Origin of the sequence: Neobacillus kokaensis (genome assembly GCF_014656545.1) — a bacterium.
GTDB classification, from domain to species: domain Bacteria; phylum Bacillota; class Bacilli; order Bacillales; family Cytobacillaceae; genus Neobacillus; species Neobacillus kokaensis.
In genome coordinates, this window is record NZ_BNDS01000002.1 from 70,288 (window position 1) to 87,493 (window position 17,206).

Sequence of the window (17,206 nt, forward strand, 5' to 3'; positions counted from 1 at the left end):
TATATTTATTGGCATTGGCTTAAATTTTGGTTCCATCGAAAAAGTAATCTTCGAGTTTTACGAGCACTTCTTAGCAAAGTAAATCGACAAGGGAAAAAAACGTCTCGTAAGTAACGTCCTTAATACGTTTAGAACGGAAACGATTTATTGTACGAAAATCTGGAGTTTGGCTGCCAGATAGCCACATAAAATAAATTTTTTCACGCAGTTGTTTTGCCATTTGGCGAGATGAATCAATACGATTGATATAGGAATAGAGGACCACTTTTAACATCATTTTGGGATGGTAGGGAGGACGGCCTCCACCTGGATGAAGAGAGCTAAGGATGTTTGGATTCATCTTTTCAACAGCCAAGTCAACGATTCGGCAAAGATGGTGTTCGGGGATCAAGACTTCAATATCCATAGGTAGAACTAATTGGCCGGTCGTGGTATATTCATGTACATAAGAAAATCATTCCTTTTAGTTAATGTGGTGTGGTAACTTCATTATACCAAATGGGATGATTTTCTTATTTTTTTGTACAAAGAATAATGACTTATTTTTTCCACTCTGTTGATTGGAGCGGAAATCAACAGACCAATTTTAGAGTACATAAACAAAAGAGGGAATGTCCCTAAAAGTTATCTACTTTTGGGACACACCCTCTTTTTATATAAATTGAAACGGATTTGTCTCTGCTTCGGAAGGGAAAATTTCTATTTCATACCCTGCATTCCTACACATATTCTGCAATGTTTTCGTTAACCCCTTCTTCATGACCTTTTCAACATTGTGGCCCGGGTCAACAATATTTAAGCCTTGCATCATTGCGTCATGTGCAGTGTGATAATAAATATCACCTGTTACATACACATCTGCTCCCTTAATTTTAGCAGTGCTGAAATACTTGTTGCCGTCTCCTCCTAACACCGCCACCTTTTTAATCTTTGCTGTTAAATCGCCAACAACACGGACTCTGTCTACCTCTAGGTCTGTTTTTACCTTCTCAGCAAACTCCGCTAAAGTCATTTCAGCAATTTTTCCAATTCTGCCTAGTCCTAAGACTTCTCCTTTATTATCTATAGGATAGATATCATAGGCTACCTCTTCGTACGGGTGGGCTTTGATCATTAAGGATAGTGTTTTTTTCAACAACGGTTCAGGCACAATTGTTTCAATCCGAACCTCATCCACTGCCTCCAGCTCTCCAGACTTCCCGATATAAGGGTTTGTTTCTTCCCCAGGCATAAACCTGCCTGTACCCTCTGCAGTGAACGAGCAATGGCTGTAACCGCCGATAAATCCAGCCCCTGCATCCCCTAGAACTTGTCGAATTTGATTAGCATGGCTGGCAGGTACAAAAACAACCAGTTTCTTAAGCTTTGTATCATATGTTGGCACCAATACTTCAGCACCTTCGAGCCCCAATGCTTCAGCCAGCCAATCGTTCACTCCGCCTTTAGCCACATCAAGATTTGTATGGGCAGCGTAAACCGCAATATCATGTTTTAACAATTTTTCAATCATCCGTCCCTGCGTCGTGTCCGTGACAATATTTTTTAACGGCCGGAAAATCGGCGGATGGTGGGCAATGATTAACTGAACATCTTTTTCAATCGCTTCATCGATGACATTTTCAAGAACATCAAGTGCAATCATTACCCGCTCGATCTTCTTGTTTAAGCGTCCAATCTGCAGGCCGATTTTATCCCCTTCCATTGCCAATCCTTTTGGTGCAAACTGTTCAAATAATTGAATGACTTCATGACCGTTAGGTATTTTCAACTTTAAGAACCTCCCCTACTAATTGCATTTTATGTATTAGTTCTTGCTTTTTTTCCATGGCATCAGTCGTCTCAGCCGCGTTTTCAAGCTGTTGATAAATACGCTCCCAGTTTTTCTTTTCATGGAGCCACTTTTTTTTAAAAACAGCATTTTGCTCTTTTACAAGATATGGGCCTAACAATAAACCAGCTTCAATATCAGAATCATACGGCATCAATGGCGATTCGCCTTTTTCACCGACTAACACCTCATAAATTTTTCCATCTTCTTCAAGGATCTCTTCTGCTGTCAGCATCCAGCCGTTATCCAAAAACCACTTTCGTATTGAAACAGCACTAATATTTGGTTGTAAAATCAGTCTTTTTACCGAGCCCAGCTTATCCTTACCGTTCTCTAAAATACTTGCGATTAAGGCTCCGCCCATTCCGGAAATTGTTATACAGTCAACCTCTCCAGGCCGCACAACTTCAAGTCCGTCACCTAAACGGACAGAAATAGTTTCTGATAACCCTTCTGCCGAAACATTCCGTACAGCAGATTGGAACGGGCCAGCTGCTACTTCCCCAGCAATAGCAAAAGCTATTCCTTTGTTTTTCGCCAGATAGCAGGGTAAATAGGCATGATCTGAACCGATATCCGCAACTTTTGCATTTTTTGGGACATATTGTGCTACTTTCGCCAGCCTGGCTGATAATTTATCAGTATTCAAGAAATACACCACTCTTTTTACTTCTATTATAAAAAAGGTCCTTTACAGATGCAAAGGACCTCGGGTAGTAAAATATTTTTTACATGTAAAACTGAATAGAAACAGAGCACAAAGGCACTATTTAGCTTGATCTTATTTAAGTTTGGAAATCCAATCTGCCATTGCATCAGCTTGTTCTGGTTTTACAAGACCTGGCGGCATGTTTCCTTTACCATTTTGAATAACATCTTTGATTTCGCCTTTTGAAACCTTGCTGCCAATTCCTTTTAATGCAGGACCTACTCCGCCTTGATATTGATCGCCATGACAACCAATACAAGTAGATTTATAAATATCTTCTGGGTTTGTTGCAGCTACTTCTGTCTTTTCTGCACCCTTACCCTCACCTTGATCCTTTGCCATTTCTTTCATATCGCCAACACCTTTGAAGGACAAAATGAAGATTAGTCCAATTCCAAATACCATAACGAGAATGAAAGGAATAACCGGATTTCGTTTCATGATAAAACCTCCCTTATGTACGTAAACATGTTATTTAAATAAAAATCATCCCACAAACAACTTCTATTTTACTTGAAAATCAACAGAAGGAAAAGCCCTAAACTTATTTTATTACGATAATCTTTTAAAAAAGATAAAAGAGACTAAATTACTTAAGTTTAGTCTCCTCTTATCTTCCCCATTTTCAATTTTTTAACAACCTATTAAACGTGAAATCACTACTCTTTGTACTTCTGATGTCCCTTCTCCAATTTCAAGCAGCTTGGCATCACGCATCATTCTCTCCACATGATAATCCTTCATATAGCCATTTCCTCCATGGATTTGTACTGCCTGACTCGTAACCTCCATACAAATTTCAGAGGCATATAGTTTACACATGGCCGCTTCCTTAGAAAAAACCCTTCCTTGATCTTTTAACCAAGCCGCTTTATAAACCATATTCCGTGCTAATTCTATTTTCATCGCCATATCCGCGAGCTTAAATTGAATCGACTGAAAAGATGAAATAGATCTTCCAAACTGTTTTCGCTCTTTAGCATAGATAAGAGCCTTCTCATAAGCTCCCTGAGCAATCCCTACAGCCATTGCACCGATTCCAATACGACCGCCGTCAAGAGTTATTAAAAATTGTTTAAACCCCTCCCCTGCCTTTCCTAAAAGGTTTCCGAGCGGCACTTTCACATCCTCTAATACCAGCTCTGTTGTATTAGAGGAATGCAGCCCCATTTTTTCATAATTATCAAATATCGAAAAGCCCATTGCATTAGTTGGAACAATAATAGCGCTAATCTCTTTCTTCCCGTCCTTTTCCCCAGTTATAGCTGTCAAAGCTAAATATTTAGCATAGCTGGCATTTGTAATAAAGCATTTATTCCCGTTAATGACGTATTCACCGTTTACTTCTTTAGCTGTTGTTTTTGTCCCACCGGCATCCGACCCGGCATTTGGTTCTGTCAGTCCGAATGCACCAAATGATTCACCGGTACAAATTGGGGTTAGATATTTCTGCTTTTGTTCTTCGGACCCAAACAAGTATAATGGTGCCCCGCCCAAAGAAATGTGGGCAGAATATGTAATCCCAGTTGAACCGCAGAATCGGCTTAATTCCTCTACTACAATCGCAAAGCTAACCGTATCTGCACCGCCCCCGCCATATTCCTCCGGAAATGGAAGCCCCATCATCCCCATATCAGCTAATTTCTTAAAAATATCTAAAGGAAATTGTTTTGTTCTGTCACGCTCGATTGCACCGGGTGCCACCTCTTCCTCGGCAAATTCACGAATGGTCCGTTTGATCATTTCCTGTTCAGTCGTTAAATCAAAATTCATTTCCATCCTCCTCGAGCCTTTGTATACGCTTACATTTATATTATAAAAGGATTAGAATAAAATTCTCAACATTTAAAAATTTCTTAAAACAAAACGCTATTTAAATATATTTATTTAAATTTAATAACACAATCATATGAAGCAACTAGCTTAAAAATTCCTTTATTTAAAAACCAAATTTCCAAAAAAAGTTTATTAGACCATTTGCAAAGTGAGAGACAATTCAGTAAAATAATTAAAAAGCAGGATAAAGAAACAAAAAAATAGTTTACTCCTTTATGGAATAAACTATTTTGTAAAATCCGATTTATTCTAAGAAATCCTTTAAGCGTTTGCTGCGGCTAGGATGACGCAGTTTCCGTAATGCTTTTGCTTCAATTTGACGAATTCGCTCGCGGGTTACACCAAACACCTTGCCGACTTCCTCTAAAGTTCGAGTCCGGCCGTCGTCAAGTCCAAAGCGCAGGCGAAGGACGTTTTCTTCACGGTCTGTTAACGTGTCAAGAACATCTTCAAGCTGCTCTTTTAATAATTCATAAGCAGCATGTTCAGAAGGTGATGTGGCATCTTGGTCTTCAATGAAATCTCCAAGGTGTGAGTCATCCTCTTCACCAATTGGTGTTTCTAATGATACAGGTTCTTGTGCAATTTTTAAGATTTCTCGAACCTTATCCGGAGTTAAATCCATATCTTCGGCAATTTCTTCCGGTGTTGGTTCGCGCCCAAGGTCTTGAAGCAGCTGCCTTTGAACACGAATAAGTTTATTAATTGTTTCAACCATGTGCACTGGAATACGGATTGTTCGCGCCTGGTCTGCAATTGCACGGGTAATTGCTTGGCGAATCCACCAAGTAGCATACGTACTAAATTTGAAACCCTTTCGATAATCAAATTTCTCAACAGCTTTAATCAGACCCATATTTCCTTCTTGGATCAAGTCAAGAAATAGCATTCCTCGCCCTACATAACGTTTTGCGATACTTACGACAAGTCGGAGGTTTGCTTCAGCCAGACGACGCTTGGCTTCTTCATCCCCTTGTTCAATACGATGGGCCAAGTCGATTTCCTCTTCAGCAGAGAGCAGGTCAACACGGCCAATTTCTTTAAGGTACATACGAACAGGGTCGTTAATCTTAACCCCTGGTGGAACACTCAAATCGTTTAAATCAAACTCATCATCGTCTTCCTTGGATAAATCCTTAATACTCGGATCTTCCTCTTCACTATCGCCAACCAATTCGATTCCTTGGTCACCAAGAAACTCATAGAATTCATCCATTTGATGAGAATCTAAATCAAAATGCCCCATTTTTTCAGCGATATCATCATAGGCAAGAACACCGACTTTCTTTCCTACCTCTGTTAATTGGTGTTTCACCTGTTCTAAGGTCAATTCATTTTCGACCTCCTGTGACCGTGCTGATTTTTCAGCAGCCATAGGAAACCCTCCTTCCAGAATCAAAAACAATAAATTAATCTATAATGACTTACGTAATTGAATAATCTCGTTTGCAATGCCTGCAGCCTTTAAAAAATCTTTTAGCCGCTCTGCCTCTTTTTGTTCTTCCTCTTTTTCCTTTATCTTTAACAACTTTTTGTAATTCAACACCTGTTTGATATAATCTGATAATTCCTGATTGTTTAATTCATCATTAATCGATTGCATTTCAATATTTGCAACCATTCTTCTCAGATTTTCATCTTGTACATAGGTTAAAAATGCTGCAGAATCAGGTTCCAAATGGTCTTCATAAAATTCGATTAGATATGTTAGTATTGCCTGATGTTCATCAATATTAAACATATTCCCCGCGAGCAGCTCTTGGACTTTATAAGCTAAATCTCTGTCCTTTAGCATATGCGCTATCAAATATCGTTCTGCAGTATAATACGCAGGCTTTAATTCATTTGCTGGTTTTGCAATGATAACAGGCTTTTGATAATCCTCATTCTTCCCTTTCGATTTTCTTTTTTCAGCAAAATAAAACTCCTTTTGCTGCTGCTTAAGAGCATCTAGTGAAAGTGAAAATTCGGCTGCCAGCTGCCGCAAGTAATGATCTCTTTCGACTGCCATAGGTAATTTGCTTATTTCTTTAATTATTTCTTCGATATAGTTCAGCCTATCTCCTTCATTCTGAAGGTTTTTTCCTCTCCGAAAATAAAGAAATTTAAATCCCATCCACGTTAAGCTGGCATCAATTACTTCATGTCGGAATTTCTCCGGACCATATTTTTTAATGTACTCGTCTGGATCCATCCCATCAGGCATCATCGCTACTTTTAATTCAAATCCCGCATCTTGCAAAAGATTTCCAGAACGATAAGCAGCTTGAACCCCAGCATTATCTGAATCATAGCAGATAACAATCGATTGAACGCTTTGACGTAATAACGCAATATGTTCATCCGTTAAGGATGTACCCATTGTGGCTATGCCATTTTCTATACCGGCACGATCTGCTGCAATTACATCGGCAAAACCTTCAAATAATACAGCATACTGTAATTTTTTTATACTGGACTTCGCTTGATGATAATTATATAAGATTTTACTTTTATTAAAGATTGCTGTTTCGGGACTGTTTAAATATTTTGGGTCTTCACCCCCGAGTGATCTCCCTGAAAAAGCAATCGTACTCCCGTTACGGTCAAATATCGGAAACATAATTCGATCTCTAAAACGATCAAAATACGTTCCATCTCTTTCGCGTTGAATAATTAGACCGGCTTTTTCCATCCATTCTGGGATAAAATTTCTCTTTGAAAGAAATTTCACGACAAAATCCCATGATGCTAAGGAATAGCCAATTTGAAATTTATCAATCGATTCCTGACTAAAACCTCTCCCATATAGATACTCTAGAGCATGCTGACCTTCTTTTGTATTTACCAGCAAATGGTGGTAAAATTTACGTAACAGCTCATGAGCATCTTTCATGGCTTGAAATTCTTTTGGAACTTTTTTCTCTTGTTGATGGATATTAATATCTATATCGAGATCAATATTTACCTTTGCAGCTAATTTAATTGCTGCTTCTTGAAACGAAATTCCTTCTAGGTCCATTAAAAAAGAAAAAACATTTCCTCCAGCATGACAGCCAAAACAATGGAAAATCTGTTTATCAGGTGATACCGAAAAAGATGGGGTACTTTCTCCATGGAATGGGCATAAGCCGAAGTAATTTCGTCCCTGTTTTTTTAATTGCACATAATCACTGATTATTTCAACAATATCAACAGCGTGGCGAATTTCGTTTATTTTATCTTCGGCAATACGTTCAGCCATGAAAAAACAACTCCAGTTTACTATAGGTATTCAACATGCACCGACTAATTTCCTTCAAAATTCGACAAATTTTTAATTATCATTCTATCTTTTAGAAATTTTGTTCAAGTTACCTTCCTAGAATCAACATATTTCCAGTTGGGATATGTATGCTCTTCTTTTAAAATGATGATCTTAGGAAGCAATAAATGAATCTGTGTGTTGAATGCAGAAACAATTTCGACAATTTCCGTTTTCAGCGGGCAAGAATCCGCATCAGTATAAATTGTCGGAACTCCGTTTATATTTTTATAAATTCTACATCATTCCGCATATTCCTTCTTTAATGCCTTAATTTCTCTAAGAAACAATAATAGAACAGTTTTACAAAGAATTGCTTACACTAGACAGATCAACGCATTTGTTATCTCATCAAAATAGAAAAAAAATATGTCGAATTTTTTTGGAACAATAAGGACTAGTTCACTTGACATCTAACAGTAAATAGTTTATTCGTTCACATGCAAGTCTAAACCTAAAAGATTCATTTTTATCACAATTTTTTATTATAGTATATTTAATGTCATTTCGCCATAACTTTTTTCTTATTTTAAGTTAATAATTTTTTAAAAATAAATAGAATGTACTATTCATTTTGCAAGACTATGATCTTTCTCATAAAAAAGAACACATAATCAGAAGATTATGTGTCAGGCTCTCCCTTTATAAATATAATTCAGAATCACATTTGCCGTTTCTTCAACTGCTTTATTTGTAACATCAATAATAGGACAATTGATTTTTCCGACAACCTGTTCAAAAAAGGTTAATTCCTCTTTAATCCGATCTATATTGGCATAGCTTGCTTGATCATTTAAGCCTAAAGAAATTAAACGTTCTCTTCTGATATGATTTAGTTTTTCAGGACTGATTTTTAGTCCAAAGCATCGTTCTTTTGGGACTTTATAAAGTTCTTCGGGCGGGTCAACCTCAGGAACAAGTGGAACGTTAGCAACCTTTATACGCTTATGTGCTAAATACTGGGATAAAGGGGTTTTGGACGTTCTCGACACACCTATTAAAACAATATCTGCTTTCAATATACCACGAGGATCCCTGCCATCATCATATTTTACTGCAAATTCAATTGCTTCGATTTTTTTGAAATAATCCTCGTCGAGTTTTCTAACAAGTCCAGGTTCGAACAAAGGTGTTTTTCCAGAAAAGGCTTGAATCTCATCAATGATTGGACCAATGAGGTCGACAGCCAAAATCCCTTCTTTTTCTGCCTGCACCTTCATATAGGTGCGCATTTCCGGCTTCACTAGTGTAAAAGCTACCATCCCTTTATCCAAGGCAGCAAGGGACAATACTTCCTCAATATGCTCCTTGTCTTCCACATAAGGAAAACGTTTAAGCGTCATTCCGGAGCCATTAAACTGGCTGATTGCGGCCTTTGTTACTAATTCTGCCGTTTCCCCTACTGAATCGGAAACGACATAAATAATTGGCGAGTTCATTCCTGTTCCTCATCTCCTCTGCAAGCCTACTCTTTTATTCTTCGCCTAAAGCAACAAATGCCTTAGTAATATTCGTTTTTGTAATCCTTCCAATTACTTCATAACCTTTATCTGACTGTTTTACTATCGGCAAAGCATCAATTTGTTTTTCAATTAATTTTTTCGCCACATCTATCAAGAGGTCATCTCGTTCACACATCGTTATATTAGGCATCCGCGTCATAATGATATGTACAGGAATCGTTGAGAGTTCCTGTTTTCCAATACTGGCTCGAAGAAGATCCTTTCTTGATAAAACCCCAACCAGCTGCGAGCTTTGGTCTACTACAAATAGTGTTCCTACATCTTCAAGAAACATGGTACAAATGGCATCATAAACCGAAACATTTTCATTTATGACAACCGGTATTGATTGATACTCTTTTACATAAATTTTTTGCAGATTTTCAGTTAATAATTGAGTTCCGGACTTTCCAGTGTAAAAATAGCCAACCCGCGGTCTGGCGTCTAAATAGCCAGCCATTGTTAATATCGCAAGATCGGGCCTTAGCGTGGCCCTTGTAAGGTTTAATTGGTCGGCAATCTGTTCACCTGTAATGGGGCCATTGTCCTTGACAATTTGCAGTATTTGCTCTTGACGTTTTGTTAGTTCTATTGTACTCACCACCTATTAATTGACCATTGGCAGTTCATTTTAAAAGCGAATTTTTTCTTGTAAGAAACTGACTAATTCATTGATTGGCAGCCTTGTTTGTTCCATTGTATCCCGGTCTCTTACTGTTACCATTTTATCTTCAACTGAATCAAAGTCATATGTGATACAGAAAGGTGTCCCGATTTCATCATGACGACGGTAACGTTTTCCGATAGAACCTGCCTCATCATAGTCCACATTAAAATGCTCGGCCAAGGATGCAAAAACTTCTTTAGCGCCTTCAGACAGTTTTTTCGATAATGGCAGTACAGCAGCTTTGAACGGTGCTAGGGCAGGATGGAAATGCATTACTGTCCTTGATGTTCCGTCTTCAAGCTGTTCCTCATCATAGGCATCAATTAAAAATGCTAATGTAACACGATCTGCCCCAAGCGAGGGCTCAATACAGAATGGGACATACTTTTCATTTGTTTCTGGATCAAGATAGTGGAAATCCTCACCCGAATATTCCATATGCTGCTTTAAATCATAATCGGTTCTTGAGGCAACACCCCAAAGCTCGCCCCAGCCAAACGGGAACTTATATTCAAAATCAGTAGTAGCATTACTGTAATGGGAAAGCTCTTCCTCAGAATGATCTCGAAGTCTTAAGTTTTGTTGTTTTAACCCTAATGACATCAACCACTTTTCTGCAAAGTCCTTCCAGTATTCAAACCATTTCAGTTCTTCACCTGGCTTGCAGAAAAACTCAAGCTCCATTTGTTCAAACTCTCTTGTTCTAAAAGTGAAATTACCTGGTGTAATCTCGTTTCTAAAGCTTTTACCAATTTGTGCAATCCCAAAAGGCAGTTTCTTTCTCATTGTTCTTTGGACATTTTTAAAATTCACAAAAATACCTTGCGCTGTTTCAGGACGAAGAAAAATTTCATTTGTGCTTGTTTCGGTTACCCCCTGGAACGTTTTAAACATTAGATTAAATTGACGGATACCGGTAAAGTCATGGCTGCCGCAATCCGGGCAGGCAATGTCATATTCTTTAATCAGCTCTTCCATTTTTTCAAATGGGAGACCGTCAACTACCATTTCCATCCCTTTTTCCTCAAGAGCATTTTCGATTAATTTATCTGCACGGTGGCGTGCCTTACAATTCTTACAATCAATCATTGGGTCATTAAAGTTTCCGATATGACCGGAAGCTTCCCATGTTCTTGGGTTCATTAGGATGCTGGCGTCCAAGCCGACATTGTATGGCGACTGCTGAACGAATTTCTTCCACCATGCCTTTTTAATATTATTCTTAAATTCAACCCCTAAAGGACCGTAGTCCCATGTGTTCGCAAGGCCTCCATAAATTTCAGAGCCAGGGAATATAAAACCCCTATGCTTTGCATGAGAAACAATTTGTTCCATTGATACTGTCATAATTATTAACTCCTTTTTTATATCTTCAATTAAAAAACTCCCGTCTCTATGCCTATGGCATAGGGACGAGAGTTAACCCGCGGTTCCACCCTATTTGCTGTGCAATTGCCAGCCTCTTTTATACGTTTGCTCCAGAACGCCTTCCTTAGTTTTCTATACCCTAGCTCACACCATCCTAGGTTCGCTTTTACAGAAACTTTCTAAGTACTACTTTCCTTCACGGCAATTATTAATTTAATGAAAATATAACCAAAACAAGAAGTATTGTCAACTAATACTATAAAAGATTTCGAAAATGTGTCATTGAATCGAGAAATTTCTTAGATTTTAAATGCAATCCTGAATATTCGTCATAATAGGCATCAATCACTTTCTTGAGCTCAGCCTTCGTAGAATCTTTCACAGAGATGTTTCCCAAGCGTGATAAATCAAAATAGTAAAACAACCGTAACAATTTAACAGCAGCTGGTGAGAGTTTATAATGATATGGGTCCTTATCTAAACAACGGTGGCAGATAAGCCCGCCTTCGCGGATGGAAAAAGAAAAATGCCCGGTTGACTGACCGCAAACGGAACATTGATTTAATACTGGGTATAATCCTAACACATTCAGCATTTTCATCTCATAAATATTCATAAGAATATCGGGATCGTACCCTTCATTCATTAAATGTAATGTCTGAAATAATAATTCAAAATGGTAAGGATTTGGTTTCTTCTCGTCAGTGCATTTATCAGTAAGTTCCACAATAAAACTTGCAAAAGCTGTCAAAAAAATATCTTCACCAATAGTACGAAAAGAAGTGTTGATTTCTCCTTGCTGCAGACCGCTTATACCGGACCCTTTTTGTATCAGAAAATATCCGTATGTAAAAAGCTGGGTAACGGAGGAAAGCCGGCTGTTTGGCTTTTTTGCTCCCCTAGCCATAACGCCAATCTTCCCCCATTCCCTTGTATACAAAGTTACAATTTTATTTGTTTCACCATAATCTGTTGTTCTAATGACGATGCCTTCACATTTTTGAAGCATAATGTCACCTTCCAAAACTATATAGCCGGCACGCCACCATTTAAAACCACACCTTGCCAAAAAAGTGGGTGTGAGCAGAGCTAAACTACACTACTTTCAAATTAGAAAATGTTTATTTAATATCTACAACTGGTTAAAATGAATTTCTTAACGCGCGCTCCGCCCCTTTTTAATTAGAACGTGCGGCCAGCTAGAAAGCAGGAAAATCAATTTGTGCTAGCTCGTCATTCGAATTACCGGGTATTTCTTGGTTTTCCTTCTCAAGCTCTTTAAAGAGAAGATATGTGTCAATACTACCTGTTTCGGTAAATACTTTCCACGTTAAATCCAACACGAAAACCCCACCTCTCAATTTTTAGACTAGCGTAAATTCAGGTCCTAAGCCTTACAATTATCATAGCCTGCCCACGTTAAAATCATAAGACGTAAATATTGTTAATGTTGTCCATGCATAAACTTAATACTCGCATAATATTCTAGTTAGGGTGGATTGGTTAGTACTCATCCTCATTAAAGCCATATTCACGCAGCTGTGACATTTTATTACGCCAATCCTTTTGAACCTTTACCCAAAGCTCTAAAAACACTTTAGAGCCCAGCAAGTTTTCAATATCAACCCGGGCACGTTTGCCGATTTCTTTCAACATACTGCCTTTTTTTCCAATAATAATTCCTTTTTGCGAATCACGTTCAACAATTACTGTTGCCATTACATCAATGATATCCTTGCCTTGCTGCCGCTCTATTTTATCAATCCTTACAGCGAGCGAATGAGGGATTTCCTCCCTTGTTAAATGCAGGGCTTTTTCTCTAATTAACTCAGAAATAATAAACCTTTCTGGATGATCAGTTACTTGGTCTGCAGGATAATATTGCGGTCCTTCCGGCAAATATAATTTAATTTGCGAAAGCAGACGCTCAACATTATTTCCTTCCAAAGCAGAGATTGGAACTATTTCTTTAAATGAATATTTTTCTTTATAAGAATCAATAATGGAAAGCAATTCATCTGGATGAACTTTGTCAATTTTATTAATGATAAGAAAGATTGGTGTGTTTACAGTTTGGAATTTTTCTATTATAAATTCTTCACCACGTCCAAATCCTTCTTCAGCGTTTACCATAAATAGAATTAAATCCACTTCTTTTAATGTGTTTTGGGCCACCTTCATCATAAAATCGCCCAATTTATGCTTTGGCTTATGGATACCTGGTGTGTCAATAAAAATCATTTGTGCATCATCTTGAGTTAGGACACCTTGAACTTTATTACGGGTTGTTTGCGGTTTATCGCTCATGATTGCAATTTTTTGACCTATTACTCGATTTAGAAAAGTTGACTTTCCAACATTCGGTCTGCCAATTATAGAAATAAAACCTGATTTGTAAATATTGTTTGTAATGGTATTATTTTGCATGTAAATCCTCCGCTGTAAACGCACCTGGAAGCAGTTCTTCAACTGTCAACTCTAAGATATCGCCTTTAAGATTTGTCAGAACCACTTTCATATTGCTAGGACATAATTCTGCAATTACTTGCCGGCAGGCACCACATGGCGAGCAAGGACGGTCAGTATCAGCAACAACAGCCAGCATTTGAAAATCACGATCCCCTTCTGAAACCGCTTTAAAAATGGCAGTCCGCTCTCCGCAATTACACATACTATAGGCAGCATTTTCAATATTACAGCCATGATATACTTTTCCGTCTGTTGTTAAAAGAGCAGCCCCTACTCCAAATTTAGAATAAGGAACATAGGCTTTTTCTCTTGCTTTTTTTGCTTCATCGATTAATTGCTCAATCTTCAATAGTCTTCTTCCCTTCCAGCAGTTAGCTGCTGTGTCTTTATTTTACATGAAAAACAGAATTAAATCATTACTTGTAGCAAAAAAGTAATAAAGAAATAAGAATTTTCACAAAAGTTAAATTGAGTTAAAAAATAGTTGCAATTATATTACCTGTTTTTAAATCTCATTTCAATTTAACCGTACTTTAGAAGCTTAAGAATATAAGGAAAATAAATTAGAACCCCTGCTGCAAAAGATAATACAGCGAACACGAACACAGCCCCTGCCGCGAGGTCTTTAGCCTGTTTTGCCAGGGGATGAATTTCGGGGCTCGCTAGATCCACGACCCTTTCAATTGCACTATTTATTAATTCTAGAGAAAACATACCGCCAATCGCAAACAAAATGATGAGCCACTCCGTTTTTGTAATTGAAAAGTAAAAAGAAATAATGAGTACAACTCCCGCACTTAACAAATGTATCCGCATATTTCTTTCCTGCTTAATGGCGGTAAGAATTCCAGTTAGTGCAAATGAAAATGAAATTAAAAGTGAATGTGATTTACGCTTATCGTGTAAGTCCATATTCATTCAAAATTTCCTTCTGCAGCGTAAACATTTCTTTTTCGTCGTCTTCTGTCATATGATCATAACCTAGAAGATGGAGAAATCCATGTACTGCTAAGAAACCAAGCTCTCTTTCAAATGCATGGCCATATTCCTCCGCCTGCTCTCTGGCTTTCGGGACTGAAATAATAATATCCCCCAATACGCGCGGCTGCTCGGCACCGATTAATTCCACTTCACCTTCCCCGAGCTCCTCCATAGCAAATGAAATTACATCTGTAGGGGCGTCTTTTTTACGATATTCCAGGTTAATTTCGTGAATTCTTTCATTCGTAACATACGTAACAGAAAGCTCACTGTGGTCTTCAATATTCTGCTTTTGAGCTGCAAAATTAAGAAGACGCTCAATCTCAAGCATTTGCTGCTCTGTTATTTCTTTCGTTTCATCCATGCTGTCAATTAGTAATGTCATGCTCCTTCACCTTCTTCGTCATTTCCGGATACTCAATCCTTGAATGAAATATCCCTTTTAATGTCTCGCATAATGTATGAGTAACAATTTCTATTTCTTTTAATGTTAATTCACATTCATTTAACTGACCATCAGAAAGCCGATCTGCCACAATTTTTCTAATCAGTGATTCAATTAACTCCGGGGTAGGCCTCGATAAAGACCTGACTGCCGCTTCAACACTATCTGCTATACCGACTATCGCCGATTCTTTTGATTGCGCCTTTGAACCAGGATAACGAAAATCCTCTTCCTTAACCTCTGGGTTCTCCTGCAGTGCCTTATGAAAAAAGAATTTTAACAGGGTTGTCCCATGATGTTGTTCGGCAATCTCGACTATTTCCTTCGGCATATGGTGTTTCCTTAAAATTTGAGAACCATCAGTGACATGGGCAATAATAATACTCGCGCTCCTTTCAGGAGGCAGTTTGTCGTGAGGATTATCCCCATGCATTTGGTTCTCAATAAAAAAGTTTGGCCGCTTTGTTTTTCCAATATCATGATAATAGCTGCCAACCCTTGCTAACAGTCCATTTGCCCCGATGGCCTCACAAGCAGCTTCCGATAAATTTGCCACCATTACGCTATGATGATATGTACCAGGTGCCTCCATTAAAATCTTCCTTAATAAAGGATGGTTTGGATTAGATAGTTCAATCAACCTGATCGTCGAAAGGATGCCAAAGCTAGCCTCAAGAAACGGCAAGAGCCCAATTGTTAAAACCGCAGATCCAATTCCTGAGGCAAGAGCTGTAATGAAATAATACCCAAACTCGATCCCAGAAAATTGCCCGTTTGGTAAAAATACTATAACTACAATGGTTAAAATATTAACCACGGCTGAAAACGAACCAGCCTGTAAAATCTTTAACCGTTGATTTTGTTTACTAAGGAACAGAACTCCGGCTAAACCACTGAAAAGAATATAAATTCCTTCCGCAAAATTTAAAGAGCCCGCTACCCCTTCATTAAATAGTATACTTCCACATACCGCTAAGACAAGTGATGTGAGAATGGCAAGCTTTTCATCGATTAAAACTTTAATTAGCATTCCACCCATCGCAGCCGGGAACAAATAACCAATCCACGAATAATTAAAAGCCTGCAGTAAACTGATTATTTTCATAATAAAAATCGATAAAATAAAGATTATCCCAAACAATAATAAATTAGTTTGTCTTTTTTCTGGCTGAGAATTTGAGTGGTAAAAATAAAAATAAATACCCGACAGGATAATAGTAATCAAAACAATTAAGCCTATGAATGGCCGAAAGGATTTTTCATTTTGCAAAAGACCGACAAGTTTCAGCTGACGGTAAATTTCTTGATTGATTAATTTCCCTTCTTCCACAATAATCTGGCCTTGAAGAATTTTTACCGGTTCGACACTCTCTGCAGCCTGTCTCCGTAATTCTTCAGTAGCGGCTGGATCATAAAATTCATTCTGAATAACGGCATATCTTCCAAGATTAATGGCAGCTAGTCTTAAATTATCATTCAATGTAGTATATTTTAATTCTTCTTCCACTTGCTTCTTGGCATTTTCCACTTCATCAGTGGAAATCCTTTTTGTCATGACATTATTAATCGCTGTTACCGTTAGATCCTTCGCAATTGCTAACTCCTCATTGCTCGCTTGAACTAGGGCAGAAAAAACTTGGTGTGAAAGATCGTTGTTGACAGTTGAGGTTAGTTTACCTTTTAACCTTTCCACCTTATCTGAAACACTTGGTTCTTTTAAATCTTCGTCATTTTGTTTGTCCAGCTCTTCTTTTACTTCATCATTAACTTCAACCGCTGTTTCAAAAATAGAGGTGATTAAATCCACGCGGTTTTGCGTGTATTCTTTCTTAACGGCATAAACATCCTGAACCTGATCACGCGCCTCTTTCCGTTTGATTTCTGTGCTTTTTTTATCTTCTACAGTACCTGGCGAGCGAATGGTCTTTTCAGCAATTGAAAACAGGCTTAAATTCAGTTTTTCCGGTTTAACATTCCCATACGTGGCTGTAAATAAAACAATCCCTAAAATTAAAAAAAACAGTACCCGAAAAAAAGTAATATCAAGAAGTTTTCGTATCCGTATGAAGTGCTGCTGCAGCAATTCCAACTAAATCCCCCCAACCCCGGCCATAACTA

At 38.0% G+C, this 17,206-nt stretch carries 16 protein-coding genes and 1 pseudogene; all 17 read right to left on the minus strand.

From position 1 onward, the window contains the following. Positions 1-22: 22 nt before the first annotated feature. Positions 23-406: pseudogene (locus IE222_RS02815) on the minus strand (transposase); the annotation flags it as partial. 246 nt (positions 407-652) lie between these two features. Further along, positions 653-1,768 (minus strand): Nif3-like dinuclear metal center hexameric protein, encoded by a 1,116-nt coding sequence (locus tag IE222_RS02820; RefSeq protein ID WP_191269503.1) that lies wholly within the window; start codon positions 1,766-1,768, stop codon positions 653-655. Beyond that, on the minus strand, positions 1,755-2,477 hold the full coding sequence (locus tag IE222_RS02825) for a tRNA (adenine(22)-N(1))-methyltransferase (RefSeq protein ID WP_191269504.1): 723 nt from the start codon (positions 2,475-2,477) through the stop codon (positions 1,755-1,757). The genes IE222_RS02820 and IE222_RS02825 overlap by 14 nt, the downstream gene beginning before the upstream one ends. Positions 2,478-2,609: 132 nt before the next feature. Next, complete coding sequence (cccA, locus tag IE222_RS02830; RefSeq protein WP_191269505.1) at positions 2,610-2,978, minus strand: cytochrome c550; 369 nt, start codon at positions 2,976-2,978, stop codon at positions 2,610-2,612. Between the two features lie 192 nt (positions 2,979-3,170). Then, positions 3,171-4,310 carry an acyl-CoA dehydrogenase family protein gene (locus IE222_RS02835; RefSeq protein WP_191269506.1) on the minus strand — a complete coding sequence of 380 codons (1,140 nt, stop codon included), beginning with the start codon at positions 4,308-4,310 and terminating at the stop codon, positions 3,171-3,173. Between the two features lie 307 nt (positions 4,311-4,617). Beyond that, on the minus strand, positions 4,618-5,748 hold the full coding sequence (gene rpoD / locus IE222_RS02840) for an RNA polymerase sigma factor RpoD (protein ID WP_191269507.1): 1,131 nt from the start codon (positions 5,746-5,748) through the stop codon (positions 4,618-4,620). A gap of 39 nt (positions 5,749-5,787) precedes the next feature. Then, positions 5,788-7,596: a DNA primase gene (gene dnaG, locus IE222_RS02845; RefSeq protein WP_191269508.1), complete on the minus strand. Its 1,809-nt coding sequence runs from the start codon at positions 7,594-7,596 to the stop codon at positions 5,788-5,790. A gap of 689 nt (positions 7,597-8,285) precedes the next feature. Continuing rightward, complete coding sequence (locus IE222_RS02850; RefSeq protein WP_191269509.1) at positions 8,286-9,095, minus strand: pyruvate, water dikinase regulatory protein; 810 nt, start codon at positions 9,093-9,095, stop codon at positions 8,286-8,288. Positions 9,096-9,129: 34 nt separating this feature from the next. Continuing rightward, complete coding sequence (ccpN, locus tag IE222_RS02855; RefSeq protein WP_275671424.1) at positions 9,130-9,762, minus strand: transcriptional regulator CcpN; 633 nt, start codon at positions 9,760-9,762, stop codon at positions 9,130-9,132. 27 nt (positions 9,763-9,789) lie between these two features. Continuing rightward, positions 9,790-11,172 carry a glycine--tRNA ligase gene (locus IE222_RS02860; RefSeq protein ID WP_191269512.1) on the minus strand — a complete coding sequence of 461 codons (1,383 nt, stop codon included), beginning with the start codon at positions 11,170-11,172 and terminating at the stop codon, positions 9,790-9,792. Positions 11,173-11,449: 277 nt separating this feature from the next. Beyond that, the gene (gene recO, locus IE222_RS02865; RefSeq protein WP_191269513.1) at positions 11,450-12,202 is read right to left on the minus strand and encodes a DNA repair protein RecO; all 753 of its coding nucleotides are present in this window, start codon (positions 12,200-12,202) and stop codon (positions 11,450-11,452) included. A gap of 190 nt (positions 12,203-12,392) precedes the next feature. Continuing rightward, a complete protein-coding gene (locus tag IE222_RS02870) occupies positions 12,393-12,536 on the minus strand; it encodes a YqzL family protein (RefSeq protein WP_191269514.1) in 144 nt (47 codons plus the stop codon). 160 nt (positions 12,537-12,696) lie between these two features. After that, on the minus strand, positions 12,697-13,620 hold the full coding sequence (gene era, locus IE222_RS02875; RefSeq protein WP_240009756.1) for a GTPase Era: 924 nt from the start codon (positions 13,618-13,620) through the stop codon (positions 12,697-12,699). Next, the gene (locus IE222_RS02880; RefSeq protein ID WP_191269515.1) at positions 13,610-14,011 is read right to left on the minus strand and encodes a cytidine deaminase; all 402 of its coding nucleotides are present in this window, start codon (positions 14,009-14,011) and stop codon (positions 13,610-13,612) included. The genes era and IE222_RS02880 overlap by 11 nt, the downstream gene beginning before the upstream one ends. Positions 14,012-14,184: 173 nt before the next feature. Beyond that, positions 14,185-14,580 (minus strand): diacylglycerol kinase family protein, encoded by a 396-nt coding sequence (locus IE222_RS02885; RefSeq protein WP_191269516.1) that lies wholly within the window; start codon positions 14,578-14,580, stop codon positions 14,185-14,187. After that, positions 14,558-15,028, minus strand: coding sequence for an rRNA maturation RNase YbeY (ybeY, locus tag IE222_RS02890; protein ID WP_191269517.1), 471 nt, complete (start codon positions 15,026-15,028; stop codon positions 14,558-14,560). Before ybeY ends, IE222_RS02885 begins: the two co-directional genes overlap by 23 nt. After that, entirely contained in the window at positions 15,012-17,177 is a 2,166-nt protein-coding gene (locus IE222_RS02895) for an HD family phosphohydrolase (protein ID WP_191269518.1), read from the minus strand. The genes ybeY and IE222_RS02895 overlap by 17 nt, the downstream gene beginning before the upstream one ends. Positions 17,178-17,206 lie beyond the last annotated feature (29 nt).